Raw genomic sequence first — 25,808 nt, 5'->3', positions numbered from 1 at the left:
GAAAATAAAAAAGCCCTGGCAAATTTGCCAGGGCTTTTTGTTTGTAGGGAACTTTGTTAATTAAGCGGCAATATCAAGAGTTTCTTTTTTGTTCTCCTCTTTTTTAACTCTACTTTTTCTAACTCTTACTTTAATTCTGTAGACAAGACTAAAAAGAATAGGAACTACAATTAAAGTTAAAAAGGTAGCAATCAGCAGTCCGTAAATTACGGTCCAAGCCAAAGGCCCCCAGAAAATTACGTTATCACCTCCAAAATAAATGTTTGCATTGAACTCACTAAAGAGGGTAAAGAAATTAATGTTGAATCCGGTAGCCAATGGAATCAATCCTAAAATTGTTGTAATTGCAGTCAGCAATACAGGACGTAACCTTGCTTTACCACCTTTGACAACGGCTTCCATGAAGTCTTCAGAACTTAACAGTTCATCTGGTTCCAACTCAAGTTCCACACTCTTTCTATCAATTAGCAACTGAGTATAATCCAAGAGTACTACACCATTGTTTACAACAATCCCGGCTAAGGAAATAATACCCATCATGGTCATCATGATCACGAATGCACTTCCTGTAGCAACAATACCGCCAAATACTCCTATCAAACTCAAGAAGATGGCCAGCATAATGATTCCTGGTTTGGAAACAGAGTTGAACTGGAAAATCAGAATGAAGAAAATTAACCCGAGGCCAGTGAAGAATGCTCCCATCAAAAATGCCATTTGTTTGTTTTGCTCTTCTATCTGACCAGTGTAATCAATATGTATTCCAGCGGGCAGGTCATTGAAACTCTCCATTTCGTCCTGAACTTTACTTACAATTGCACCTGCATCCGTAAAACCGGGGGCAAGGGCAGAGTAAACGGTAACTACACGTTTTACATCACGGTGCTTAATAGCGCTAAACCCAGAACTGTTCACCTGTTTTGCAACAGCCGAAACAGGAACTTCCTTTATTTGACCTGAAGATTGATCTCTAAAAGTGATTTTTTGGTTAAAGATTGCACTTGTGTTATATCTGTTTTCCTCATTAAAGCGAACATAAATATCATAATCCTCACCATCTTCTTTATAGATACCGGCCTTGGCTCCAAATATTGAGTTTCTAAGCTGTTGACCAACTTGACCCGTAGCTACACCAAGCTCACCCGCTTTTTTTCTATCCACGGCAACCAACATGGCTGGTTTAGATTTATTGACATCAATTTTAAGCTCATCAATCCCTGGGATGTTTTTTGCGTTGATATAATTACGCATTCTTTCTGCAGTAGCAATCAACTCAGTATAATCATCTCCTTCCAATTCAATGTTTATGGGATACCCTGCCGGTGGACCAACAGCATCTTTTTCCACAGAAATGGCAACTCCTGGATATATATCTTTTAAGGCTTCTTGTACTTTTTTTAGTAAGTCGTTACTATCGGCTCCTTCACGGAATTTATATTCGCGCATGGTGGCAGTAATTTTTCCACGATGAGGCATTTCCGCTGCAGAACCACCATCTGTTTGAGGGTTTCCTGCGCCTTCACCTACTTGGGAAACTGCACTTTCAGTTAAGAAATTAAAATCACCGTGCAAATAGGCATCTTCATTTATTATGGCATAAACTCGTTGCTCAACATCGCTTGTTATTTCATTGGTCTTCTTAATGTCTGTTCCCTCAGGATACTCGATATAAACAATAATCTGATTGGGAGTATTGTCTGGAAAGAATTCCACTTTGGTACGTTGACTGCCAACGGAAGCTCCAAAGCCCATGAAGGCAAGAAAGAGCAATACAAATGTACCTATGGCTATGAAAATAGGTCTTCTTCCTGTAAGTGCCTTTCTAAGTGTTTTTTCATAGAACTTTTCCCATCTTGGTAAGATTTTGTTCTGAAAACCATTGGCCCAATTTCTTAAGAAGAGTCTATAGACCCATAGTAAAACAGATGTCACTATCATTAGGGTACCCAAGGCACGATAACTTCCGCCAAAAATCAGAATCAGTAAACCGATCCCTGCCATGATAGTCGTGATTTTAATGATTTGCTGTATAGGCATGTCCTTGTCCTCTGTAGTCATAAACTGAGAAACTAAAACCGAGTTAAAGAAGATCGCCACAAACAATGACGACCCAAGAACAACAGATAAAGTCACTGGGAAATAGATCATGAACTGTCCCATTACTCCTGGCCAAAGTCCTAGTGGTACAAAGGCTGCAACCGTAGTTAGCGTAGAAATAATAATAGGGAAAGCAATTTCTCCAATTCCTTTTTTGGCAGCTTGTATACGAGACATACCTTCTTCATCCATTAAACGGTAGACATTTTCTACTACCACAATACCGTTATCCACCAGCATACCAAGACCCATAATCAATCCAAAAAGAATCATGGTATTCATCGTGTATCCTAAAAGGCTCAATATCATCAATGACATAAACATTGACATAGGAATTGCGAAACCTACAAAAAGGGCATTTTTAAATCCTAAGAAGAACATTAAAACGGTAACAACCAGTATAATCCCAAAAATGATGTTGTTCACTAAATCATCTACCTGTCCTATTGTTTTTGAAGATTGATCATTGGCTACACTTACTTCTAGATCCTGAGGAAATACGTTCTTAACTGCGTTTTCAACGATTACTTGAATTTGCTCTGCTGCTGCAACCATGTTTTTTCCTGCACGTTTTTTAACATCCAACATTACAACAGGTTCCCCAAATTCTCTTGCGTAGGTTGTTTTGTCCTCTTCTTTAAAAGAAACTACGGCAATGTCCTTTAAATAAATAGGATTGTCGTTTTCAGACTTTACTACAAAGTTTTCAAGTTCATTGGGATCATCAATTTCGCCAACTATTCTTATGGTTCTTCGTTGTCCACTTGTAATAAGGTTACCGGCAGAGATTGTTGTGTTTCCGTTACCAATAGTATTGATAATATCGTCGAAACTAACTTGGGCCGCCATCATTTTGTAAATATCAACGGCAACCTCTACTTCCTTCTCTTGTGCGCCACGAATATCAACTTGTTTTATTTCTTGCAGACTCTCAATCTCATCCTCTAAATACTCACCATATTCTTTGAGTTTATCAACAGGATAATCCCCAGAAATATTAATGTTTAGAATAGGAATCTCTTCGGACATGCTTAAGTCAAACACATTGGGCTCAACTTTTGCACCATTAAAAGTGGGCCAGTCTTCGCTTGCCGTCTCCGTATCCACTTCATCTTTCACCTTTTGTTTGGCAGCATCTACCGTTATGCTTTCATCAAACTCTACAATGATTATGGAATAATCTTCTTGAGATGTTGAGGTTATCTCCACTACATTACTAACCGTCTTTAGTTCGTCCTCAAGCGGGTCGGTAATCAGTTTTTCAATATCCTCTGCCGTATTTCCTGGATAGACCGAGCTAATGTAAATCTTGGTCTCTTTTATCTCTGGAAAGTTCTCTCGAGGCATGCTAAAATAGGCCGATGCTCCTAGAAAAAGTATCACCGCAATTAAAACATACATTGTTGTTTTATTGTCAATAGCCCATGATGCCAGCCCAAATTCTTTATCTACTTTTTTCTTTTGCTTACTCATAATCTATGTCTTTTGGCTATTGGCCATTCTTGATTTTTACTTTCTGCCCTTCTTTAACGCTTCTTGCACCTTCATCAATAATACCATCACCATTATTTACACCAGAAAGCACTTCTACGTAATCTCCTTGGGTTTTTCCAGTAGTGATAATTACTTTTTGCGCTATGGCATCAGAAGAAATAGAATCCGCATTTACTAAATACACATACTGCTCTCCTTCTGCGTTTTCAGAAACGATACTTTGAGGAATTAGAATAGCATTCTCGTTAGTATAATCATTGATCATAACCTTTGCGGTAAGGTTTGGTTTTACCTTTCCACCATCACTTGGGACCGGAATTTCAGCAGTAAACGACCTATTGCTTGGATTTATAAAATTGCCCGTCTGTCTCACTTTTGTAGTAACGCTATCACCAAGTACCGGAAAATAGACATTAACATTCTTTCCAGGAGTAACATTGGGTAAATGACTTTCCGGAACTTCTACTTTAATGTACATATTGGTTAAGTTCACAATACGGAAAACTTCCGACCCTGGACCTGGACTAACAACAGTACCTTGATCTTTGATCACATCATCAATGATTCCTGAAAAAGGGGCTCTGATCGTTGATTTAGAAACTTGGCTCTGCATTTGCTTTACAGCACTTTCCTGAGCTTCATAGGCTGTTTTGGCCTGTAGATACTGAATTTCTGAACCAATGTTTTGTTCCCAAAGACTTTTTTGACGCTCAAAAGTGGTTTTTTCCAATGCAGCTTGTGTTTTCATTTGAGCCAATTGACTTGATAAACCTCCATCATCAATTGAAGCTAACAATTGTCCCTTTTGTACTTTTTGACCTTCTTTGACATAAACACGATTTAGTGTACCCGATATTTCTGGGTAAACAAGTACATTCTGTTTTGTGGTTACATTACCTTGAAGTTCTAAATAATGATCAAACTTTTCAGTTTTTGCTTCTATAGTGGTAACCAATGGAAGTTTAGCATTATCATCTAACAACGCAATTACAGAATCCAAAGATTGAATTTGCATCTCCAACCCTTTTTGTTGAGTCGTAATTTCTGTTCGCTTTGCTCGGATTGCGTCTAAATCATTCCCAGCGATAACACTTTCTACCGAACCATTGCTTCCTCCTCCACAGGAAGATAAAACAAGTGCTGTAAGTACTAGATATATTAAATTTTTCATGTTGATATGGTTTTCTTTTTTTGACTATTGATTTAATATGATTTCCAATTCGGTTTTGCGGTTGATCACATCAACCATGGATTGTAAATATTCTTGCTGGGTAGAATATAGTTGCGTTTGTGCTTGTCTAAGCTCAAAACTGGTTGCCAATCCTTCAGAATATTTAATTTGATTTTTATTTTCGATACGCTCAGCAAGTTTTAAATTCTGTTTAGAGGTATCGTATTCCTCTATAGAAAGTATGTAATCGCTTTTTGCACTTTCCAACTGTAATCGAATCTGTTCTTGAGATTCTGTGAATTGCGTTTTTGCTTTTTCCAAAGCTATTTTGGCACGTTGTGTACTGGCACTTCTTTTTAAAGAACTGAAAATAGGAATGTTTAAGTCAAATCCTAAAACAGATTGACCAAACCATTCTTGCCCGCTACTTAGAAAATTAAAGCTATCGCTAAAGGAATTGCCTCCATAATTAACAAAGGCATTCAATGAAGGTAGAGCCCTACTTTTTTCTAGCTTATGTTCATAGTAACGTTGTTCATTCAAATTGAGAGCTAACTTGTAATCTACATTGTTCTCTATATTGAATTCAGAGTCCAACAATCCCAAATCGATTTGTTTTTGGGCCAAATCATCAAGATTCTCCGTAAGCTCTGTTGGTGATGTAATGGGTAGACCCATCATCAAGTTCAACATTTGAAGGGTAATTTTCTCTAATCGTTTTGCATTTTTTAACTGATTGTCAACCGAAGACAAGGTAATTTGCAATTGATCCACACTTTCTTCATCACCAAGTCCATTTTCATAAATCCGCTTGGTTTCATATAGATTCTTTTCTAAAGTGGCTTTGTTGTTTTCAGAAATTAAAACACTTTCTTGGGCCAACAATACATTTCCATATGCCTCTACAACGGCTTTTCTAACGTCTAAATCTGTTTTTTCCTTGTTGTTCTGGCTGTAGCTTAAGAAGGCTTTTGTAGCTTGAACACCGACTATATATGATCCATCAAAAATTTGCTGTTTTAATGTGACTGTGGCCGTTGCAGTTTGAGGTTGGCCAAAAATAATCGGAACAAAGACATTAGGGTCCTGCACGACTCCTGGGGGTAAAAACTCTTCAGGGACTAAAATGGATGGAAATTGTGATTGGGGTTGCTTTAACTGGTTTTGGTAGCTTATAGCTCCATCGATTTGAGGTAGCCCACCGGCAATGGTTTCCCACTTTTGTTTTTGAGCATCCACGATATCCCTATCTGCATTAATAACAGAATAGTTGTGCTGCAATGCATAGGCTATTGCTTCATCCAGGCTAAAGCTACTTTTGTCTTCCTGTGCTTGGGAAAACAAGGGCAGTATTAACAGTAAACTAATTAAGGTTGTTCGCATTTATTCTTGGTTTGAATTGATGATTGAGTTTAATATTTTTCTTCCTTTTGGAGTTACAATACCCCTTATATGATATTCTAAATAGTCATCTTCCAATTGTTTGTTTGAAAAAATAGTCATAGGAAAAAGACCATTGTCCTTTATACTTATTACTCCAGAAAAATATATTCTGGAAACAAATTGAATATTGAGATTGTCTCTGTAAATACCTAAATCCACACCTCTTTTAATATTGTCTACCACGCAATCCTGCATGACATCAAATTGTTTTTTCTTGAGCGTATCATGGATCCTTGGGTAATATTTTTGTAATTGGTACTGTGGAGATGATTTTTCATCTTTTAAATGATGCATTACAAATCGCTTTATTTCATACAATTCTTCAATTGGGTTCTTTTGTAATGCAACAATTTCATCAATACCATTGGAAATAAACCAAAACAAGTCCAATGTGCTTTCTTCCACTAATTTGGTTTTGTTTTCAAAATGAGAATAAATGGTCTTTTTGGAAATCCCCATTTCGTTTGCCAAATCATCCATTGTTACACTCTTAAACCCTAGATTTAAGAATAGCTCCGTTGCTCTATGTAAAATCTTTTCTCGCATAATCGGCAGCAAAAATAGATTTGGAAACTTTAAAAACAAAAAAAGTTTCCAAAGTTTTACATTTTTTTAACAAATGCTTAAATCTTTGGAATTAATGGGTCAACTACCCATAAAAAGACGAAAGAAGAAACTTTTATTGGACTGGACTGTTGTTTTAGAGTTTGAACTCCAAAAAAAAGTCCTGTATCGGTAGCTCTGTCTTCTCTGCAATGGGTTATTCTTTTTATCCTCTGTCATCGTGATCTTCTTTTTTAATTCTATTGACATAGGCGTTAAAGGCTTCCTCTCCTTCTTCTTTCCAAAATTGATCGTAGTGTTTCCAGTCAGAATCACCATTTTTAGAATTACAATAGTTTTTCAATTTACTATGTCTCTTGGATTTCTTATGACCTCCACCTTTTGAGGAATGATTGCCAAAACCAAAAATTATTTTGGCCAAAGCCAACAAGCCAAAGGATTGCCAGTACGTAAGCGTGGTAAGACCAAAAATGTCCGGCATTAACCAATTCCACAGCCACATGAACACAAAGCCCATTAAAAAGATCATGAGAATACCAAAAATGACCATAAACAACACCTTGAACCCTTTGGTTACATACCGTTCCATTTTTCTTTCGTATCTATCTGAATGTTCCATACTCTTTAATTCTTATTTTTTCGATTTCTAAATTTTTTGATAAAAGGGACAGTGCCCTATGTCTTCTTGACATTAATGTTCCAAGAGAAATGCCTGTTTGCTCTGCAATCTCTCTATACGTATAGCCTTCAAAATCAATGGCGATAATAATGTCTTGATAAGAAGGTTTTAGTTCGTTTATCGCTTTTTTAAGGGCTTGCATTGAATCTTCTGGGTACGCATTGTCTGTTGTATCGTAAAATAGTTCTGCAAAATCTGCCCATTGTTTATCAATATCATCATCTTGATGTACCTTATCCTTTTTGGTTCGCATTACATCAATGATTCTGTTTTTAATGGAGTTGTATACAAAGCCTGCAATATTGTTTATGGGAGAAGAATCATCGGACCTTGAGAATATGCGTAAAGCCACGTCTTGAATAATATCCTCTGCATCTCTTTCCGTTGTATCATCCACTTTTGAGCGCACATATGCCTTTAGAGAATGATACTCATCATCAAAAAAAGTTGTTAGATTTTTATAGTTCTCTTTATTGGAAACCATTCAAAAAAGGCTGTTTGCTGTCTTCAACTATAAAGACGAAGGTTTTCAAATCTATTGCGTTTTTTGCGTAAACTTTTTTCGAATCTTGCTAATCTTGGTTTTTTAAATGTAAAAGGAATGGGCAAACTCTTCTGGAATTACGAAACAATTTAATTTATTGACAGTATTTTTGGTTTATGACGAATTCGAAAACCATTGAGCAGTATGGAGCTGCATTTATTTCTCATTTACAGAGTCAAATCAAAATAAAAGAACCAAAGAATCTTTATGAGCCCATAAACTATATCCTTAGATTAGGAGGCAAAAGATTAAGACCTATCCTCACACTTATGACTGCTGATTTGTTTGGTGGAAACTTCGAAGATGCTCTGGACTCAGCTTTAGCTATAGAAGTTTTCCATAATTTTTCCTTGGTGCATGATGATATAATGGATGATGCTCCATTGCGAAGGGGAAAAACCACTGTACACGAAAAGTGGGATGTAAATACAGGTATTCTATCAGGGGATGCCATGTTGATCAATTCGTATCAATTTTTTGAAAGCTATTCACCAGAAATTTTTAAAAAACTCACTTCGCTTTTTAGCAAAACTGCAATTGAAGTTTGTGAAGGTCAGCAGTATGATGTGGATTTTGAATCTAGGGATGATGTTACCATCCCAGAATATTTAAAAATGATTGAATATAAAACTGCTGTTTTAGTTGCAGCGGCCATGAAGATGGGAGCCATCATTGCAAATGCTTCACAGGATGATACTGAAGCAATATACGAGTTTGGGAAAAATCTGGGCATAGCCTTTCAGTTACAGGATGATTATTTAGATGCTTTTGGAGATCCAGAAACTTTTGGAAAACAGGTAGGTGGAGATATTATTGAAAACAAGAAAACATTTCTTTTTCTAAAGTCTTTGGAATATGCTGAAAAGGAACAGTACGAAGGTCTTTTGCATCTATATTCATTAAAGCCTGAAGATTCTGGAACAAAGGTGGAAACGGTTAAATCTATTTTTATGGAAAGCGGGGCAGTGGAAGAAGCTAAAAAGGAAATCAATGCGTATACTCAAAAAGCATTTGATGCTTTAACTACAATTTCTGTTCCAGATGCTAACAAAGCCATTTTAAAACAGTTTGGAGAGAACCTCATGAAACGAACTGTTTAGAATATTCTATGCCAGAGTGCTTTCAAAAAAGGCAGCTTTGGACAAGCGCTAATTATTTGAAGATCTTCCCAGATTGTAGTATCCTCATCCAAGAATTTTAAAATCAATTGTGGGCTTCTCTTTTTGAACATGGCTTCAAAAATAGATTGGCCTAAATGATTATTTTTATAAAGAATATCCAGTAGCAACAAATCATAATACCAATACTTACCCCTTTTATAGAACTTGGATAATGGTTTTTCCTTTTTAAGGAATTCCACTAGGAGATTTACCTGTTTGGATGTATTGTAGAAAGTGAACCCGGTGCTTGCTTTTGCCCATCCACCTGCTATGCCTATATTCATGATTCTATCAGAGTTTTGCTTATTAAATCTATAAGAAGTCATGGGAATATTACCTGTTTCCTTTTCTAGAATTTCATAATCAGTGCATCCCAATTTTTGCTCTAAGTAATCTGCAATAGCATTTTCATATTCAGCTTTTTCTAAGATGTCTTCTGAAAATAAGGTATATTCCACTAGGGCCTCTGTTTCAGAAAAAGGTAGAACATACATGAAACGGGTATTTCCCATTTGTGGGATGGAAAAGTCCATGAAAGTAGCCTCTTCATTATTGAAAACCGCCCGCTTAGTTTTTACAAACCACCCTAAAAAGTGTTGCTGTAGCACAGGGTATTTTTTCTGTTTTTTGACAAGTTGATAATCAAAAATACTATTGAACACCTTTGCTCCAGTAAACTGATTGGTCGGAGTGGATACTAGCACTGAGTTCTCATTTTCTTGAATATTGATGACCTGTTCTTGTGCCCATATAATGTTAGGGTATTCTTTTATTTTATCTAAAAAACACATATAAAAATCAATCCCCCTAAGCATTTTATAATAATAGGGGCCAATGGAAGTAGAGAGTCTTAACTCCTTTCCGGCAAAATAAATGTTGGGCCATCTTTTATGCAGAACATCATCAAATTTACCATTGCCCTTCTCCCAAAAACACCAAGTCCGATCGTTTTTGGTCTTATCGTCTTTATCAAGAATCAAGATAGATTTGGAAGCGAAGAAATCGTCATTCCCGAGGGCATCGGCCAATAATAGTCCTGCAGCTCCCGCTCCAATTATGATATAGTCGTAGTTGGACATTGACCAAAAATACGGAATGGAAAATAGTTAGATGAAGGAATACAAATTAGAATTTACGTAAGCCCTTACTAAGTTTATATATTAGGTCACTTCAAGTCTAATCCAAATAGTTGAATCAATGCAATTCTATTGTTCTTCTTCAATAATTTTCAATAGTTTTTGTCTTGCTTTTGAAAAATGTGCAATGAGGTTGGGAATTGGAGCCTGCCCATAACCTTGTTTCATTTTTTCTTCTGAAACATTTAAGGCTTTCAATAATTTTTTCGCAGCTTCAACTTTAGAAGCGGTATTTGTACTTCCTACCTCTGTAAACCATATAGGGGCACTTTCAGCAAAAGGGTAGCTGTCCATCATTGGCCATTCAGATGTGCCACCAGAGACCCTAGCGGTCACCCATCCCCCTTCAGGAGTTTGAATGGAACCGCTGTAAGATTCATTACTGTTACCCTTACTTTTTTTTGTCCATACTACTTCTCCATTTACAAATACTTCAACAGTTTCGTAAGAAATGGGGGAATACACGTTTAATGACCATTTCACCTTTTTATTGTCTGATTTGATGACATCACCTACTTCTTTTCCGTCTACTTCGAATATAAGCTGAGGGCCATTACTCACAAAACTTCTCCCATCCTTTAACGCTTCTAAATAACTCTTGGTAGTTAATTCTCCTTTAGGTTTTGTATAGACTCTTGTTGCACCGATTGCCATGGTTCTGTAAAGATTATTCATTACATCACTACCTGCAGATTGCCCCATGGGAATGCCCATATTTAGAAATTCGTGCCACAGCGCTGCGGTACCTATTTCATCGGTCCATAGACATCCTAATTCTAAAACGTCCACTTCTTCCAATACAGCATCTGAAATCAACGTTATGGGAATGCTTCCAGCTTCACCTGCTGCAAAAGGGTCCTTTACGGCAACGGGATGAACATAACCTCCTAAGCCTTCATTTTTTCTGGCAAAACGAAGCGGTTCTGCATTTAGTCTATCATCATTTCCATAAATATCGTAAAAGGGACCCCATACCCATGGCCAGTACAATTCATCGGTTCCGATTAGGCCTAAATGCCCTAAAAAATGAGAGCGCACTTCTTGTCCGATACTAATAATTGGTGTTCCCTCATTTTTCCATCCCCAAAGGTCCTGCCCAAGAAACCGATTCCCTAGATTGGCCACCAACGGAAAACCAATATCTAAGCCTTCAGCTTTAAAGTCTAAACTAATGTCTTCTGGATCTAATCTATTTGTTCCGCCATAGTTTAAGTGAAAATGGTTATCTCCTGAATACCAACCGTTTGCATTGGCATCCCAAATTTTAATTAAATTAATTTCGGTTGTTGATGTGCCTTCGTGTACTTCAATTTCTTGCATGTTTTTCATGGTCGAAAACCCATGTACAGCAGTTATTGTCAAAGAACCAAGCGGAGCTTCAACTTCAATCTCTCCTGGGGAATAGAAAAAGACAATACCATGCTGCCCTTCAGAATGCACAACACCACTATCTGGAATAATGGGATGCCCGTTTTCATCTGTGATACTCATTCTAACTGCATCCATTTTTCCGTCAACCTTGCTGGTAATCTTCAGTTTTCCTGTTGGAGCTCCCCAATTCCATTTTTTCACTGGTAGTTTCTCAACTGTTCCCCCATTTATGGAGATTCTTTTTAGTTCTGAGATTTCATTTTCATTGTATTCAGCAAAATAAATGTATTGGCCATTGGCACTAAATTTAGGAGCCAAAGGAAATCCCTCACTTTTGGTGAGCAACATATTGCTTTTAGGAATTGAAATATTCAACACGCGAAGTTCATAGTCATCTCCGTTGGGCCATGTGTAGGCAAGGGTTTGATTATCTGGCGAAAGGGAAAAGGCTGTTTGAGAGGTGAAATTCTCTTCAGCCAAAGGAGTGGAAGTGCCTTTTTCCAAATCCCATAGTTCTATGGAGTCATATGAGAACCCATATTTTTTTAAGAAGACAATTTTGTCGCCTTGGAGTGTTGGAACCGGCAATCGTTCCAGACTTTTCCTGTCGGTAATAACACTATGCTCATTGGTGTTAAGATTTACCTGCCAAAGGTCAAACGAGCCGTTTATGGCTGAAGAATAATATACAAGCCCTCCATCTTTAGAAAAAACGGGATCTAAATCCAAAGCCTTGGTATCGACCAATATCGTTTCTTCCTTAGCGTCAAAATCTAATAAAACTATCTGGGTATCCATGCTATTGTCTCTAACAAAAACCAATTGTTTTCCATCCGGTGACCAATTGGGTCTTGAATCAATTCCTGCAGAAGAAGTGATTCGCGTAGCTTCCAAACTTTCCATATCCATAAGCCACAACCACCCTTTGGCTGAAAACGCGACTTGGTCATTTAACGGGGAAGGGGCGGGATCCATGGCCCCTGAATTCAATACAGGAAGATCGTACCCTTCTAAATATACATGATGGCGATAACCGTCCACTTTAGGATATCTATTTTTCCATTGTGCATTGGTGAAATTGAAAGTTAAAAGAAGAAAGCAGATAATTATGGTAATGTTTTTCATAGGAATTTCAAATGTTGTTCACAAAGCATTTCAATAAAGTGCTATGCAAATTACATCTGTTGGATTTAGCTGGTTTGTAATGCAATGTGACAATTGGTACCTAAGATAGTTAATTATAGGAATTTCAAAGGTTTAAACCCTTAGCGCCACAACATATGGATTTTCTTGGTGAGGCAACCATCCTGTAAAATTGTACGTCTTGAAAATAGGCGTCATGTTTGGTTCAAGGCCAGATGTTTAAATCAATCATTATGGTAAAAAAAGAAATACTTCAATTATTGACTTTTGGAACACTACTTTTCTTTTTTAGTTGCGGAGATTCAACCAAAATACAAAGCAAAGCTGTTGTTAGTGGCACTGTAATGTCTCCAGATGAAAGAGAGGTTCGCTTATCAAATGAACCAATCCCCTTAGAAAATGAATGGTCTACTGTCACTGATCTTACTGGGGTGTCAACTACCATTGACGATGAAGGGCGCTTTAGGTTTGAAATTGAAATTGAAAAACCCAGTTTCTATAGAATAATTCTAGGAAAAGAGAATGTCTCATTATATGTGTCACCAAATGATAGTATAGCAATTACCTTGGATTCCCTAGTAAACTTAGCGGGCACAAATGCTCATTTGAACACTTATTTAAAAAATCAGAAAGAAGAAATGGGAAAGACAGAGGGCTATATTTATAGAAACTTGGCCAGTCTATATGCTTTGGATGAAGCTAGTTTCAGGAAACAATTAGATTCCTTGAAAAATACCAACCTTGCCCATTACAATACATTTAGCAGTAGTGTAGAGAATATTCCTGCAGTGTTTGAAAAACATTGCATGGTCACACTGGACAACCATTACAAGTATTATCAATTGTTATATCCATCGGGGCATGAGATTGTAACTGGTAAAACAGCACAGTTGCCTAAAGATTATTTGGATGAAATGGCTTTGGGGTTAAACAAACCTGAATCCTTAAATGATGAAAAATACATTGCTTATCTGGATAAATATTTGGAGATAATGTCTTCTGGTAAATTCAAAAACCAACGATATGACAACCAACCACAGGAAAAAATAAATGCCCGATACCTAGCGATTAAAAACCTTCCCGTAGATCAAGAAATTAAGGACTACCTGTTTGAACAACATTTCAAAATTTGTAATACCAATTACAGCACAAAAGCTTGGAAAGGTATTTTTACTCAATTTGAAAAAGAAACCAGTAATGAACAGCTTCTTGCCAAGGTCAAAAATGATTATCAAAAAGCATTGGCAGTTAGAGAAGAACCTAATAAAATTAGTGTTTATAAGACTAGTGATGAAATTGAGCTGGATGCCCATATTTTTTACCCTGAAAAACATAAACAAGAAGACGAAAAATCAGCATACCTCTATTTTCATGGTGGAGGATGGAGCTTAGGCATGCCAGAAGCGGGCTATGATGTTTGTAAAAGAATGTCGGCACAAGGAATGGTGGCAATCTCTTTTGAGTATAGATTGATTGATGTGCACGGAAACGATATTCAGAAAAGTTTGGAAGATGCGAAGTCCGCAATTAGATGGGTAAGGGCAAATGCATCTGAACTAGGAATTGACCCTAATAAAATTGTAGCGACAGGTTTTTCTGCCGGGGCACATTTGGCAGCCTCTACTGCTATTGTGGATGACTTTATATCTGAGGATAACAATGGTTTTAGTTCCGTTCCGAACTTGGTTATTACACAATCATCCAGCTATGATCTAACAAAAGGAGATGGTTGGTTTGATGGGGTATCAAAAGGTCAGGCGAAAGCTATCTCATTGGTCCAAAATGTAAAAAGTGGGTTACCTCCATTTCTCTCGTTTCATACTACCGAGGATTATTTGGCTCCTATCTATGAATTCTTTCAGTTTAAGGCCGCTATGGAAGGGTATAAAAACGATTTTCAGTTTCAAATTTTTGAAAAGGGAGGGCATTTTTTTAGGGACAAAGAAGCAAGAGAAAAAGTGAAAGAACTTACGGATGAATTTCTCGTAGCAAGAGGGTTTTTGAAAGATTCAAAAGAGTAGCTAAAGGTATCTTTCCCTGATAATGTTTATATGATGTCTTTCATGACCAATGATAGACTTTAGAAAATCTTCAAGGGTGATTTCATGTTGCCGAGCCATACCTTTTAGTCTTAATTGTTTCTCAGACAGCGTATCAACAAAACTAATGGACGCCTTCCTTACATTGACGAAGTCAGTTACTAATTGTTCAAAAGATAACTTATCAAAGCGACTGTTAGCTACCAAGGAGTTTTGGTCATAGCCCCAGAGTTCCAATTGTTCGTTCCTGCTCAGCATAAAGGCTCGAAACATCTTAATTCTTTCATGATCGGTAATATGCCCTACTACTTGTTTAATGCTCCACTTATCCGGCGCATATCTGTAAGCGGCTTTTTCCTCACTAATAGAATTTAAGAGCCTACTGGTGGATGAATCAGAAAACAATGATGAACAATCCATACCCTTTGCCAAGTCAAAATAATAAGGGAAGCCATCTTTAGGTGTGTATTTCATGTTTTGTTTTGATGAGATTGAATAAGCATCTTGTGAATTCTTTTTCCACCGGAATACTCGCTTAAGATATTTATTGGCGATTAATTTCGGCTTTTGAAATGCGATTATTGTTTAACGCTCAGATTAGCGGATTGTCCGCAAAGAAGCTTCCATTCAGTTGTTCGCTTAATAACGGTCCCTGATTCAATAATGCGCATCATGGATTTTATTCCTGAGGTATCTATCATTGTTCCTTCAACTATTCCAGAATAACTGGCAACTTCGTTTGAAATTGGGATTATTCGGAGGGTGTCCCACTGAAATTCAATTCTACTAAAAGCTTTGGCGTTTTTTTCTAAAATAGTTTTTACCGAATCATATGATAATGCTGAATTATATCCAGGAGGGACCCAAAAGAAATCCTTAGAATTATCCAAATATTTAAGTTCCCCTGTTAATCCCTGTAATCTGATGTCCTTGTGATAATCGTCAAACATTTGTTGTATTTCATTGATGATCAATTCTTCATTTAAATCATTTGAAATTTCATGTTTCCCTTGACATGCAAATGCGAGGATAATTATCAAAAGTGTTGAAAGATGTCTCATATGCATACAATGGATAGTTATATATCTTGCTATGCATCTAAGATAATAAAGAAGACCGGTCTTAAAAAACCGTATACCGCAACCCAAAGAAACCACGGATACCTTGGTTAGGACCATAGACATAGCTGGGGTCAAACGTAAGGGCAAACGGATTGTCTGCGGTGGCCACAGCATTGCCCTGTGAATCAAACTGTACGTTTTGATCAAAGGGGTCATCTGCTCGCGCTATAATAAAGGGATTTCCTCGATTCGGAGTCCAATCCAATAAGTTTTTAACACCGCCATAGAACTCAAACTTGTCCAATCCTTTATAGGTGAACTGTATATTTTGAATACTCCAAGTAGGTGAAAAATCTTGTCGCGGATCTAGTTCTCCAAGTGTTGGTAATCGCATAGGGCCATATAAGTTCCCTGTATAATCCAAGGTTAGATCTAAACTCCTAAAGGTATAAGAGACATTCCATGTTCCAGTAATGCTTTCGGTCAATATTTGACGTGAAGTAACTCCGTTTTCTGTGTTGCTCACATCTTGCCAAGTAGCACCAACTAAAAATTTAAGCCCGTTGGGAAGCACTAAGTCAATATTGGCACTCACCCCTTTTGAAACGGATTTACCATCCAAGTTGTCATAGATAATTTGATTGGGGTTGGTGTCGTAGTCTGGTAGAATAATGTTGGAGAAATGGGTATAAAATGCGGAAGCATCAAGACCTACAAAAGTACCATTGTCCGCATATATTTTTTTCAGGTAGTTGAGGTTAACATTTAGTGAACGCTCCGGCTTTAACTCCTCAACAATAATTACATCCCTAGAACCGGTTAAGGCTGCATGATCTTCGGTAAATAGGTTCACCACTCTAAACCCTGTTCCTGCATTGACCCTAAAAATATCATTGTCCGAAATCTTCCATTTATAAGCCACTCTAGGAGTAAAAATGTTACCATGTCTTTGGTCATAATCATAGCGCACTCCTCCCAAAATGGAATGTTTTTCAGCAAGTTTCAGCTCATCTTGGATAAACAAGCTGGGAATCCAAACTTCATCCGCGTTTAGAGTGGCTGGCGTGTTGTCATCATAATAATTGTATCGAATGGCACTGCCAAAAAGTAGATCATGGTTTCCAACGGTTTTATCCCAAGTCATTTGACCAAAGCCAATGCGCTGATCCGCCAAATAGAGCACATCCCCATACACCGAGTTTTGATTGTGGTCGTTGTAGGACATTGAAAGCATTACTTTTTCATCAATAGGTAATTGGTATTTACCTAAAACTTCCCATCTACGAGTATAGATGCTTTCTCCATAAATTTCATTACCACCCCTAAATTCTGGAGTCCATTGTAGTTCACCACCCCATCGATCTTCATAAAAGAAACGACCGGCAAGGGAAAACACTTTGGCATCCTCTCGTTTAAAGTTCCATTTTTGAAAGACGGAGACACGATCTTGTAAGGTTAAGTCCGTAAAATTGTCACCGTTGTTATCAATAATTTCATCATAATTAAAATAATTGACACCGAGTAATAAATCGGTTTTCTTTCCTATCTCAATTTTTGATCCCACATCCAAGTTATATTCTCCCCAACCGGTTAAATATGCATCCGCAAAAAATTCTGGAGCATTTGGCGCATGTTTTGTGATGATATTGATCAACCCACCAACAGCTTCGCTTCCATATAGTGTGGAGGCCGGGCCTTTTACAATTTCAATTTGTTCAATTAACGAGTTTGGTATTCCAGATAAGCCATAGACTGTGCCCAAACCACTAACAATAGGCATCCCATCTATCAAAACCAAAGTGTAAGGACCTTCTAATCCATTAATGTGGATGTCGCCTGTGTTACAAACATTGCAATTGATTTGTGGGCGCACTCCATTCACGTTTTGAAGTGCTTCAAAAATACTTGGAGTTGGATTTTTCTTTAGAAAACTCGGTTTATATACTTCAACAGGAACCGCACTTTCTAGGCGACTTACCGCTTTTAGCGTACCGGTAACAACCATTTCATCCAACGCTTCGGCAGATTGGTTCAATTGAATGTTTAACGTTACTGATTCGTCTTTTCCAATTAAAAAAGATTTCCTAAAAGGTTCATATCCAATAGCAGAAGCAATCAATACATAGTTCCCAGGAGACAAATCTGTGATCGAATAATTTCCATCTCCATCTGTAGCCGTTCCACTTTGAGTGCCTTTTAAATAAATATTGATAAAAGGAAGGTTTTGTCCATTTTCAGAAACAGTTCCATGAACAGTGCCGTTTTGAGACCATCCAACAAGAGAACTTAACAAAGTAAATACCAGTAAAAACCGTTTCAATTTCTGGTTGTTTAAATTAAAATTTAGACAAATCTAAAAATTTGTTTTTATAAATAAAAATGTATTTTTGAAAAAATTATTTTTTGTGACTCGTTCGGAAGAAAACTACATCAAGACTATTTTTCATTTAGGGGGTAATTCTTCTGCGCTTATTTCAACAAATGCTATTGCGGAACAGATGGAGACAAAGCCATCTTCTGTAACGGATATGGCCAAAAAATTGGCGGATAAAGGGTTTGTGAACTACAAGAAATATCAAGGAGTTTCTTTAACCGACTTTGGAATTAAGACTGCACTTTCAATAATTAGAAAGCATCGTTTGTGGGAAGTGTTTTTAGTAGAAAAGTTGGATTTTTCATGGGATGAGGTTCATGAGGTGGCAGAGCAGTTGGAGCATATTAAAAGTGAAAAATTGATCGATAGTATAGATGCGCTATTGGACTTTCCCAAATACGACCCGCACGGAGATCCTATTCCAAGTAAGGATGGAAAGTTCATGGAGCGAGACAAACAATTGTTAAGCGAAATACGACTTCAAAAAGAAGGTGTGTGTGTTGGGGTCAAGGATACATCAGCGGCTTTTCTCAAATTCTTGGATAAAAACAGTATTGCCTTGGGGAACACAATCAAAGTATTGGATAAAGAAGATTTTGATCAGTCACTTCATATTAAAATGGAAGGCAAAGAACTTCATATTTCGCATCAAATAGCGTCTAACCTCTACATAAAACTGAATGAGTAATGGAACAGGTAATTGAATATTTTGAAAGCATAAATCCTATTTTGGCAGCTTTTTATGCCACTCTGTTTACTTGGGGGCTGACAGCTGCTGGGGCAGCTTTGGTTTTTTTGTTTAAAACAATGAATCGAGCTCTTTTGGATGGCATGCTGGGCTTTACAGGTGGAGTAATGGTGGCTGCCAGTTTTTGGAGTTTGTTGGCACCCGGAATTGAAATGAGTCCCGGAGAAGGTTTTGAAAAGGTAATTCCAGCTGCGGTCGGTTTTTTATTGGGAGCTGCTTTTATTTTTGGATTGGATAAGATTCTACCGCATTTGCATATCAATTTCAAAGAGAGTGAAGCTGAAGGGGTAAAAACACCTTGGCACAGAACCACGTTATTGACCTTGGCCATTACAATGCATAACATTCCCGAAGGATTGGCTGTTGGGGTACTTTTTGGAGGTGTTGCAGCAGGTTTTGATGGTGCTACCATTGGAGGAGCAGTTGCTTTAGCATTGGGGATTGGCCTTCAAAACTTCCCTGAAGGTTTTGCAGTGGCCATGCCATTGCGTAGACAAGGATTGAGTAGAACCAAAAGCTTTATGTACGGTCAGGCTTCGGCCATAGTGGAACCCATTGCAGCGGTTTTAGGAGCTTGGGCAGTTCTTACTTTTGAACCTATTTTACCATACGCCTTGTCCTTTGCTGCTGGCGCCATGATTTTTGTAGTGGTGGAAGAAGTGATTCCAGAAACCCAACGAGACAAATACACAGATGTGGCCACAATGGGCTTTATTGGCGGCTTTATTATTATGATGACTTTGGATGTGGGTCTGGGGTAATTATTCAAAGAAATTAAAAGAACAAATTATGAGAAAATTAGTGTTACTATGCGCTTTATCCTTGTCCTATTTTGGTTATGCGCAAGTGGATGTTGAACAAATTCAAAATGAAATTGACAAAAGCCTATGGAAATCTTTTCAAAAAGCATTTGAAACTTTAGATGGTAAGGCACTTAATGCTACTTACGCTGAAGAAGTACTTAGAGTAACTCCACAAGGAATTGATACAGAGAATGCTTTTAAAGCAGGAAACCTTGAACGCTTTAAGAAGAATAAAGCAGATGGAGTATCTATCTCATTGGATTTTTGGTTTGATAGTCGACGTACCAATGAAACCACATCGTATGAAGTAGGCTTTTACAGAATTGGATTTACAGATAAGAATGATGAGACCAATTATAGTTATGGGCAGTTTCATATAGTGCTTAAAAAAATTGAAGGTCAATGGAAAATAACCCAAGATTGGGATACTGCGACTATCAATGGGAACCCTATTACGGGAGCAGATTTTGCAAAGAACAGTATTTTGAAGTTCTAGTATATCTCAATTATTGTAGGAAACATTTTAGGTTGTGCCCTTTTCTTTTTCAACAGGAGTGACAGTTTTTATTCCCATAATCAATAACCACAGGCAAGTTCCAATTTCGCCAATGCTGGCGGGAATGGTGATATAATCAGAAATCCATAGATCACCATAATTTGAGCATACAATGCGACCCACAAAATCCAGAAAGTAGCCACAACTACCTATCATTAAAAATAGACCTAAAAACTTAGGCAAAAAGCCTGATTTGAAAACCAAATAACCAAAAGGAAAGAGCCAAAGTCCCCAAAATGCTTGTGCAACCAAATTTCCATGATGGTAAGACTCCAAAGCAAGCATTACTTGAGCCTGAATCTGCTCTGTAGAATACACCTTCAGGTAGTCGGCTTCACTGAGCAAAGAAAGAATATCCAGTTTGTGTGTTAGATTTACAAATGAAATAGGAACACTAATGACGGCCAAAACAACCATCAGAACGGCATAGTCTTTATTTATCCCTTTGAACAATTGATACAATACCCAGGGCAACAGTAAAAAGAAAATGTAACACAGAAGGCCGCTTAAAATTTCTAACCGAAATAAGGATTCCGAGGATTTAATATTTGCAATTGTTGCAGCGGAATCGCTCCAAACAATAAGTTGGGATGGAACATATAGTAGGCTGAAAATACCGGTTATAACAACTAAGAAATAGAGTAAGCCAGCTAAACGTGCTGTTTTTTTGTTTGCGCCCATTTGTTTGATGATTGATATGGTTTGTAAAAAGAAAGACGCTTCTTTTTTAGAAAAGGTTGCCTGGCAGCTACTTTAATTCTTCTAGAACCAAACCATAATCATATTGAAGATCCTCATGAAGGGCATCTACTTTTTTCTCAATAAATGCCAACTGCCTATCATACAAATTACGTAGGGGAGTGTTGTTGTTCATTGAGGGTCTAAACTCTTTTAATTTTTTGCAGAAATAGAGCAAAAGCTCAACCTCCGTTTCTTTATTTCCTGAGTAACGAATGTACTTTTTAAGATTCCGTAAAATCTTTCGCACGCTTTTTTTAATGTAGAAGAAACTGTTGGTATTGATGTCTAAAAATAGCTCATCGACCTCAGCCATTACAGTTTCAATATAGCCAGCTTCATTACCAGCCTCAAAAAGTAGATAGGTAAGCAGTTCTTTGTTTTCTTTTTTAAACTTTGAAAGTCGAAGACAGAGTTGCAATAGTTCTTCAGGAGAACAATGTTGTAATTCTTTTTTTATTTGGACTACAGTGGCTGCTTTCATACAACAAAGTTAACTCCTTAAATATGAAGCGCCATTTACATCGATTATAGTGCCCGAAGAATATTCCGCGCCCTCAGAAGCTAAAAATAGAATAGCATGTGCCACCTCTTTTGGTTGCGCCATACGTTGAAAAGGGGATTCACGAAGCAGATTTTCCCTTTCCGTAGGAGTTAGGGTGATGGCCGCCATTTCGGTTTCTGTAAAACCAGGAGCTACTACTCCTATGTATATTTTATGGGGTGCCAACGCTTTTGCCAAGGATTGACTCATGGAATTTAATGCAGCCTTGCTAGCACCGTAGGCTGGTTTGGTGGGCTCACCTCTAAATGCACCTCTAGAAGATACATTTACTATACGACCACCTCCTGTTTTCATCATGGCTTTTGCTCCCCAATAACACAGATTGGACACTGCAAATAAGTTAGTTTTAAAAGTACCCTCCCAAGCATTGGCCCAATGTTCAAAATCCACTTCATCAATTTTATGAAAAATGGAAATCCCTGCATTATTGACCAAAACATCCAGTTGGCCATAGTGGTCAACAAAACTTTTTATCAGGGATTCTGGGCCATCTTTTTCTGAAATATCTTGTTGAAACAAAAAATGACCTTCCCCTGTTAACTCTGCCAAGGTTTTTTTAGCCTCCTTTTGGTTGCTTCTGAAATTTATCCCCACATTGGCACCTTTTTCAGCAAAAGACATAGCGGTGGCTTTACCTATACCCCGAGAAGCTCCTGTAATTAGAACGTTTTTATTTTTGAAATTCATGATCGATTTTTTTAAAGAACTTAATCATCCCCTTGCGTGATTTTGGTAAACACTTCTCCCATAAAATCAAGTTGATTGATCTTTCCGTCATTGTTGAGTTCAAAACGAATTAGTAGCTTTTCGCGAAACCGAGGATCTTTGTTTGTGATAAAAGTGTCATAATGCCAATGTTCAGCATCATAAATGATAAAATCATTAAAATTGGTTTTCAATACATTGTCTTGGGCTGTGACTACGACCGTGCCCAACATTTCATTACTATAAGATCCTTCATAAGCCTCTAATGACAAACTCGGTTTTGTGTTTTCCGCACGCTCTGCGACCTTCTTTTTCAATACTTCAATATTCTCTTTTTTAAAGCCCTCATATAGATCAAAAACTTCAGTATGCCAATCACGGCTATCATCGTTAAAGCCATACAAGTCTATTGCTTTGTACATAATAGCATGTCGCAGTTCGGCGTGATCTAAGTTTGCAAATACGTAGGCCGCTACATTTTTTTCATGCATTATTCCTGCAATGGCCACCAGACCAAATAGACTTCCAGTATGAAAATCTAGTTTATGACCTTTGTAATCTTGCTGAAACCAGCCTAGACCATAAGTGTTCCAATTTGGTTTGGTAAGCGCGTTTGTAGGATACGTACCATTTGAGCCTAAAAAAGAATGGGGTTCAAACAAGTACTTGAAGGTCTTGGGTTTTACCAATGTATCTGATTTGTAAACACCATCATTCACTAGGAATGTCAAGTAATTTGAAATATCGTGTGGCGTAGAGCAGATCATTCCAGCTGGACCTATTTGATCCGAAAAACCGTAATCGACCTCTACCAAGCCATCTTCAGTGTCATCTAAATAAGGGGTTACATAATTTCCAACACTAAAAACATCTTTGGCAAGGGCTTGGGTTCTGGTCATACCCAAAGGATCAAATATGCGCTCCTTTACAAATTCGTTCCATGGTTTTCCACTTACTGCAGCGATAACTTCGCCGGCTACGGCATACATAATGTTCTGGTAGGTGAATCCCCCTCGGAGAGGATACGTTTTTTTTGCGAATTGAAACTTTCGTATTGTTTCACGAGTTGAAGTACTATCAACAATCCATAGAGCATCTGCATTGCCAACACCTAAATTATGGGTGAACAAATCTTTTATACGGGCATCGGCCGTACTATAAGGGTCGGACAATTTGAAATAAGGTAGGTGATCAACAACCTTATCATCCCAATTTAATTTGCCTTCATCTACCAACATTCCCATGGCAATTGCCACAACTGCTTTGGTAGTGGAGGCCATATTGAATAAAGTATTCTCATCTACCTTTTCTTTGGTTTCCAAATTTTTTACCCCATAGGTTTTTTGAAAGACGACTTCACCATCCTTGACCACTATTGCGGCCAGCCCCGGAACTTTCCAATCTTTCATGCCCTGAACAATCATGGCATCCAATTTTTTATTGTTTGCTTTTTGTTGAGCGCTTAAAGGGAGGTTTAATACGATACTTAGTAAGAACAACAGCGAATAGATCTTATTTCTCATGTTTAATGATTAGTTAGAAAATAGCCTTGTTCAATTCTAAACTGGTTTCAATACCTTGATGATACCGTGGATTGAGAAGAATTTTGACACAGTTGGTTATTTACCCTAAATATAATAAGTATAAAGTTGGGACCATCAATTTAAACATAGATTGAACAATTGAAGGGATTGATATATTCATTGGAGTTTTTCAGTGACATCATTGAAAATTTGTATCCATTCTTTGTCATTTAAAAATTTACTGGACCAACCATTCCATACCAATTTGTTTTTATCCGCATATGAAATTGTACCCCTAAAAAAGCGATCCTCAATAACATTTTTGGGAGAGATGGCATTAAGGCGTTTATGCTCTTTATCTAAAAACCATTTATGTTGGCCATGTAACGGAAAGTCATGCGCCAGGGAGGTAACCAAAAAAACATCTTCCTTTTTATGGTAGTTAATAATATAGGCATAGGCGCGTTCTCGTTCATTTCTTTGATCTACGGTGAGCGATTCACATTTAATAAAGCTTCCATTTAAGTAATATTCGCAATTTCGTGTTCCAATCTCCTGATACTCCTTACCGGTACCGGGATAAAGGGTTTCCACAACCTTCCAACTCCCTATTAAAAAATCTAAATCCTTTATGGATTGAGAAAATGCTGAATTGGAAATTAAAATAAACGACAGAATAAGAAATGACTTTTGCATGAGATATTGATTTTGTCTCAATCTAGTCAGGAAGCTTTTTAAAAAAGTCTCAATACCTAATCACAAGTCCCAAAAAACGTTTTTTAACGTAAGTTTTGGGATTTAAATCCTTTTGGAGTTAAGCCTGTGTATGTTTTAAATAACCTATTGAATGTAGCTTTGGAATTAAACCCTGCATCAAATGCCAGACTTAGAATTTTTAGGTGGGAGTTTTTGGGGTCTTTCAATTTCCCCTGAACATCCATAACACGGTATTCATTTACAAACTGATAAAAGTTTTTATTTAGGTTGCCGTTTAAAACTTCTGAAATGGTCCTTTCAGAAACAGAAATCGATTTGCTCAGACTTGCAAGACTCAACTCAGGATTTCTAAATAGTTTTTGATTGACCATGGCGGTGTGAAGCTGATCAATGATTTTGGTTGATTCTTTATCAGGTAGGTTCTCTATGGAATCCGAAGGTTTACTGATTTTTATGGTTTGTGCTTGTTGATACCCGCGAATACTTAACCAATACAACACGCATGAATAGAGCAGTAAAATGGCAGACCTATACTCGTCCCATTGGTAGAAGAATTCTTTGCCGCTAATGCCACTGCTAATGAATAGAAAAATTGAAATCAATACAAAAGAAATAACGATGACCAGTATTGTTTTTTTAACCCACTGAAGATTAATTTTAGTAATGGTGGAAACGTTGTTCAAAAGTTGTCGTTGGTATTTTTTAACCAATTTGAAAGACAGTATCATATAGATTAAAATGGAAAGGATTGCCGCCGACTCAAAAAGTTCAGTCACAAAATGAAACCAATACCATGGGGTCCTACTACCTGGAAAAATGGCATGATAGATACTATGCACATAATTCAGGACAAGAGGGGAGAAGTGCCAAAGTTGTCTTTTGGTAAATAGGAAACTTGGGTTGGTCAGCGTACGAACATAAAAATAAAAAGATGGACCTATCCAATAAGATAATGAAAATGGCATCCATGCCAGCCATTTATAAGTGTCCCAAATAGAAGGGTCCAGCATATAAGGAGTAAAGGTCAGGCACATGCAGATTAAAGAAAGAAATAGAAAACGATTGGCAAATCTATTTTCTTTTTTTTCCAATAGCAGAAACCCAAAAATAAACCCATTGGCAACCGCACAAATGGTAATAAGTTGAATGATGGAAATATTGAGCTGCATCCACAATT

The 25,808-nt window shown here is 37.4% G+C and carries 22 protein-coding genes; 5 read left to right on the top strand and 17 right to left on the bottom strand.

The window, feature by feature from the left end:
* Positions 1-60 precede the first annotated feature (60 nt).
* From LV704_RS07495 to LV704_RS07470, 6 genes are all read right to left on the bottom strand, one after another.
* Complete coding sequence (locus tag LV704_RS07495; RefSeq protein ID WP_163420983.1) at positions 61-3,570, bottom strand: efflux RND transporter permease subunit; 3,510 nt, start codon at positions 3,568-3,570, stop codon at positions 61-63.
* A gap of 16 nt (positions 3,571-3,586) precedes the next feature.
* Complete coding sequence (locus LV704_RS07490) at positions 3,587-4,762, bottom strand: efflux RND transporter periplasmic adaptor subunit (protein WP_163420984.1); 1,176 nt, start codon at positions 4,760-4,762, stop codon at positions 3,587-3,589.
* Between the two features lie 24 nt (positions 4,763-4,786).
* Positions 4,787-6,145, bottom strand: a complete 1,359-nt coding sequence (locus LV704_RS07485) for a TolC family protein (protein ID WP_163420985.1) — start codon at positions 6,143-6,145, stop codon at positions 4,787-4,789.
* Positions 6,146-6,751: a TetR/AcrR family transcriptional regulator gene (locus LV704_RS07480; protein ID WP_163420986.1), complete on the bottom strand. Its 606-nt coding sequence runs from the start codon at positions 6,749-6,751 to the stop codon at positions 6,146-6,148.
* Between the two features lie 223 nt (positions 6,752-6,974).
* Positions 6,975-7,388 (bottom strand): hypothetical protein, encoded by a 414-nt coding sequence (locus LV704_RS07475; protein ID WP_163420987.1) that lies wholly within the window; start codon positions 7,386-7,388, stop codon positions 6,975-6,977.
* The gene (locus tag LV704_RS07470) at positions 7,372-7,932 is read right to left on the bottom strand and encodes an RNA polymerase sigma factor (protein WP_163420988.1); all 561 of its coding nucleotides are present in this window, start codon (positions 7,930-7,932) and stop codon (positions 7,372-7,374) included. The genes LV704_RS07475 and LV704_RS07470 overlap by 17 nt, the downstream gene beginning before the upstream one ends.
* Positions 7,933-8,108: 176 nt before the next feature.
* Here LV704_RS07470 and LV704_RS07465 point away from each other — a divergent pair, with 176 nt between their 5' ends.
* Complete coding sequence (locus LV704_RS07465; RefSeq protein ID WP_163420989.1) at positions 8,109-9,092, top strand: polyprenyl synthetase family protein; 984 nt, start codon at positions 8,109-8,111, stop codon at positions 9,090-9,092.
* On the opposite strand, the gene LV704_RS07460 is transcribed toward LV704_RS07465, so the two are convergent.
* Positions 9,089-10,231 (bottom strand): lycopene cyclase family protein, encoded by a 1,143-nt coding sequence (locus LV704_RS07460; protein ID WP_163420990.1) that lies wholly within the window; start codon positions 10,229-10,231, stop codon positions 9,089-9,091. The genes LV704_RS07465 and LV704_RS07460 overlap by 4 nt on opposite strands.
* 126 nt (positions 10,232-10,357) lie before the next feature.
* Positions 10,358-12,784 (bottom strand): CehA/McbA family metallohydrolase, encoded by a 2,427-nt coding sequence (locus LV704_RS07455; RefSeq protein WP_163420991.1) that lies wholly within the window; start codon positions 12,782-12,784, stop codon positions 10,358-10,360.
* A gap of 251 nt (positions 12,785-13,035) precedes the next feature.
* Here LV704_RS07455 and LV704_RS07450 point away from each other — a divergent pair, with 251 nt between their 5' ends.
* Complete coding sequence (locus tag LV704_RS07450) at positions 13,036-14,823, top strand: alpha/beta hydrolase (protein ID WP_163420992.1); 1,788 nt, start codon at positions 13,036-13,038, stop codon at positions 14,821-14,823.
* On the opposite strand, the gene LV704_RS07445 is transcribed toward LV704_RS07450, so the two are convergent.
* The 3 genes from LV704_RS07445 to LV704_RS07435 all read right to left on the bottom strand — a co-directional run bounded on the left by LV704_RS07445 (position 14,824) and on the right by LV704_RS07435 (position 18,222).
* A complete protein-coding gene (locus LV704_RS07445) occupies positions 14,824-15,315 on the bottom strand; it encodes a DinB family protein (protein WP_163420993.1) in 492 nt (163 codons plus the stop codon).
* Between the two features lie 104 nt (positions 15,316-15,419).
* Positions 15,420-15,902 carry a hypothetical protein gene (locus LV704_RS07440; protein WP_163420994.1) on the bottom strand — a complete coding sequence of 161 codons (483 nt, stop codon included), beginning with the start codon at positions 15,900-15,902 and terminating at the stop codon, positions 15,420-15,422.
* Positions 15,903-15,963: 61 nt separating this feature from the next.
* Positions 15,964-18,222: a TonB-dependent receptor gene (locus LV704_RS07435; RefSeq protein ID WP_163420995.1), complete on the bottom strand. Its 2,259-nt coding sequence runs from the start codon at positions 18,220-18,222 to the stop codon at positions 15,964-15,966.
* Positions 18,223-18,307: 85 nt separating this feature from the next.
* Between LV704_RS07435 and LV704_RS07430 the strand changes: the two genes are divergently transcribed.
* The 3 genes from LV704_RS07430 to LV704_RS07420 are packed head-to-tail and all read left to right on the top strand — an operon-like array spanning position 18,308 to position 20,323.
* A complete protein-coding gene (locus LV704_RS07430) occupies positions 18,308-18,964 on the top strand; it encodes a metal-dependent transcriptional regulator (RefSeq protein WP_163421848.1) in 657 nt (218 codons plus the stop codon).
* Positions 18,964-19,785 (top strand): ZIP family metal transporter, encoded by an 822-nt coding sequence (locus LV704_RS07425; protein ID WP_163420996.1) that lies wholly within the window; start codon positions 18,964-18,966, stop codon positions 19,783-19,785. Before LV704_RS07430 ends, LV704_RS07425 begins: the two co-directional genes overlap by 1 nt.
* Positions 19,786-19,813: 28 nt before the next feature.
* Entirely contained in the window at positions 19,814-20,323 is a 510-nt protein-coding gene (locus tag LV704_RS07420) for a nuclear transport factor 2 family protein (protein WP_163420997.1), read from the top strand.
* A gap of 27 nt (positions 20,324-20,350) precedes the next feature.
* Here LV704_RS07420 and LV704_RS07415 read toward each other — a convergent pair whose 3' ends face one another.
* The 6 genes from LV704_RS07415 to LV704_RS07390 form a co-directional block, all read right to left on the bottom strand.
* Positions 20,351-21,064, bottom strand: coding sequence for a DUF4386 domain-containing protein (locus tag LV704_RS07415; protein ID WP_163420998.1), 714 nt, complete (start codon positions 21,062-21,064; stop codon positions 20,351-20,353).
* A gap of 67 nt (positions 21,065-21,131) precedes the next feature.
* Positions 21,132-21,605, bottom strand: a complete 474-nt coding sequence (locus tag LV704_RS07410) for a hypothetical protein (RefSeq protein ID WP_163420999.1) — start codon at positions 21,603-21,605, stop codon at positions 21,132-21,134.
* 9 nt (positions 21,606-21,614) lie between these two features.
* On the bottom strand, positions 21,615-22,373 hold the full coding sequence (locus tag LV704_RS07405; RefSeq protein WP_163421000.1) for an SDR family NAD(P)-dependent oxidoreductase: 759 nt from the start codon (positions 22,371-22,373) through the stop codon (positions 21,615-21,617).
* A gap of 20 nt (positions 22,374-22,393) precedes the next feature.
* Positions 22,394-23,914 (bottom strand): serine hydrolase, encoded by a 1,521-nt coding sequence (locus LV704_RS07400; protein WP_163421001.1) that lies wholly within the window; start codon positions 23,912-23,914, stop codon positions 22,394-22,396.
* 177 nt (positions 23,915-24,091) lie between these two features.
* Positions 24,092-24,610: a hypothetical protein gene (locus LV704_RS07395; protein ID WP_163421002.1), complete on the bottom strand. Its 519-nt coding sequence runs from the start codon at positions 24,608-24,610 to the stop codon at positions 24,092-24,094.
* Positions 24,611-24,693: 83 nt separating this feature from the next.
* On the bottom strand, positions 24,694-25,800 hold the full coding sequence (locus LV704_RS07390) for a helix-turn-helix domain-containing protein (RefSeq protein ID WP_163421003.1): 1,107 nt from the start codon (positions 25,798-25,800) through the stop codon (positions 24,694-24,696).
* Between the last annotated feature and the right edge of the window lie 8 nt (positions 25,801-25,808).

Source organism: Flagellimonas sp. CMM7, assembly GCF_021390195.1.
Taxonomy (GTDB): domain Bacteria; phylum Bacteroidota; class Bacteroidia; order Flavobacteriales; family Flavobacteriaceae; genus Flagellimonas.
This window is presented reverse-complemented; position numbering and strand designations above follow the sequence as displayed.

Bases quoted from the DNA above. Each gene is read 5' to 3' on its own strand.
- LV704_RS07495 (WP_163420983.1), bottom strand. From the start codon at position 3,570: ATGAGTAAGCAAAAGAAAAAAGTAGATAAAGAATTTGGGCTGGCATCA.
- LV704_RS07490 (WP_163420984.1), bottom strand. From the start codon at position 4,762: ATGAAAAATTTAATATATCTAGTACTTACAGCACTTGTTTTATCTTCC.
- LV704_RS07485 (WP_163420985.1), bottom strand. From the start codon at position 6,145: ATGCGAACAACCTTAATTAGTTTACTGTTAATACTGCCCTTGTTTTCC.
- LV704_RS07480 (WP_163420986.1), bottom strand. From the start codon at position 6,751: ATGCGAGAAAAGATTTTACATAGAGCAACGGAGCTATTCTTAAATCTA.
- LV704_RS07475 (WP_163420987.1), bottom strand. From the start codon at position 7,388: ATGGAACATTCAGATAGATACGAAAGAAAAATGGAACGGTATGTAACC.
- LV704_RS07470 (WP_163420988.1), bottom strand. From the start codon at position 7,932: ATGGTTTCCAATAAAGAGAACTATAAAAATCTAACAACTTTTTTTGAT.
- LV704_RS07465 (WP_163420989.1), top strand. From the start codon at position 8,109: ATGACGAATTCGAAAACCATTGAGCAGTATGGAGCTGCATTTATTTCT.
- LV704_RS07460 (WP_163420990.1), bottom strand. From the start codon at position 10,231: ATGTCCAACTACGACTATATCATAATTGGAGCGGGAGCTGCAGGACTA.
- LV704_RS07455 (WP_163420991.1), bottom strand. From the start codon at position 12,784: ATGAAAAACATTACCATAATTATCTGCTTTCTTCTTTTAACTTTCAAT.
- LV704_RS07450 (WP_163420992.1), top strand. From the start codon at position 13,036: ATGGTAAAAAAAGAAATACTTCAATTATTGACTTTTGGAACACTACTT.
- LV704_RS07445 (WP_163420993.1), bottom strand. From the start codon at position 15,315: ATGAAATACACACCTAAAGATGGCTTCCCTTATTATTTTGACTTGGCA.
- LV704_RS07440 (WP_163420994.1), bottom strand. From the start codon at position 15,902: ATGAGACATCTTTCAACACTTTTGATAATTATCCTCGCATTTGCATGT.
- LV704_RS07425 (WP_163420996.1), top strand. From the start codon at position 18,964: ATGGAACAGGTAATTGAATATTTTGAAAGCATAAATCCTATTTTGGCA.
- LV704_RS07420 (WP_163420997.1), top strand. From the start codon at position 19,814: ATGAGAAAATTAGTGTTACTATGCGCTTTATCCTTGTCCTATTTTGGT.
- LV704_RS07415 (WP_163420998.1), bottom strand. From the start codon at position 21,064: ATGGGCGCAAACAAAAAAACAGCACGTTTAGCTGGCTTACTCTATTTC.
- LV704_RS07410 (WP_163420999.1), bottom strand. From the start codon at position 21,605: ATGAAAGCAGCCACTGTAGTCCAAATAAAAAAAGAATTACAACATTGT.
- LV704_RS07405 (WP_163421000.1), bottom strand. From the start codon at position 22,373: ATGAATTTCAAAAATAAAAACGTTCTAATTACAGGAGCTTCTCGGGGT.
- LV704_RS07400 (WP_163421001.1), bottom strand. From the start codon at position 23,914: ATGAGAAATAAGATCTATTCGCTGTTGTTCTTACTAAGTATCGTATTA.
- LV704_RS07395 (WP_163421002.1), bottom strand. From the start codon at position 24,610: ATGCAAAAGTCATTTCTTATTCTGTCGTTTATTTTAATTTCCAATTCA.
- LV704_RS07390 (WP_163421003.1), bottom strand. From the start codon at position 25,800: ATGCAGCTCAATATTTCCATCATTCAACTTATTACCATTTGTGCGGTT.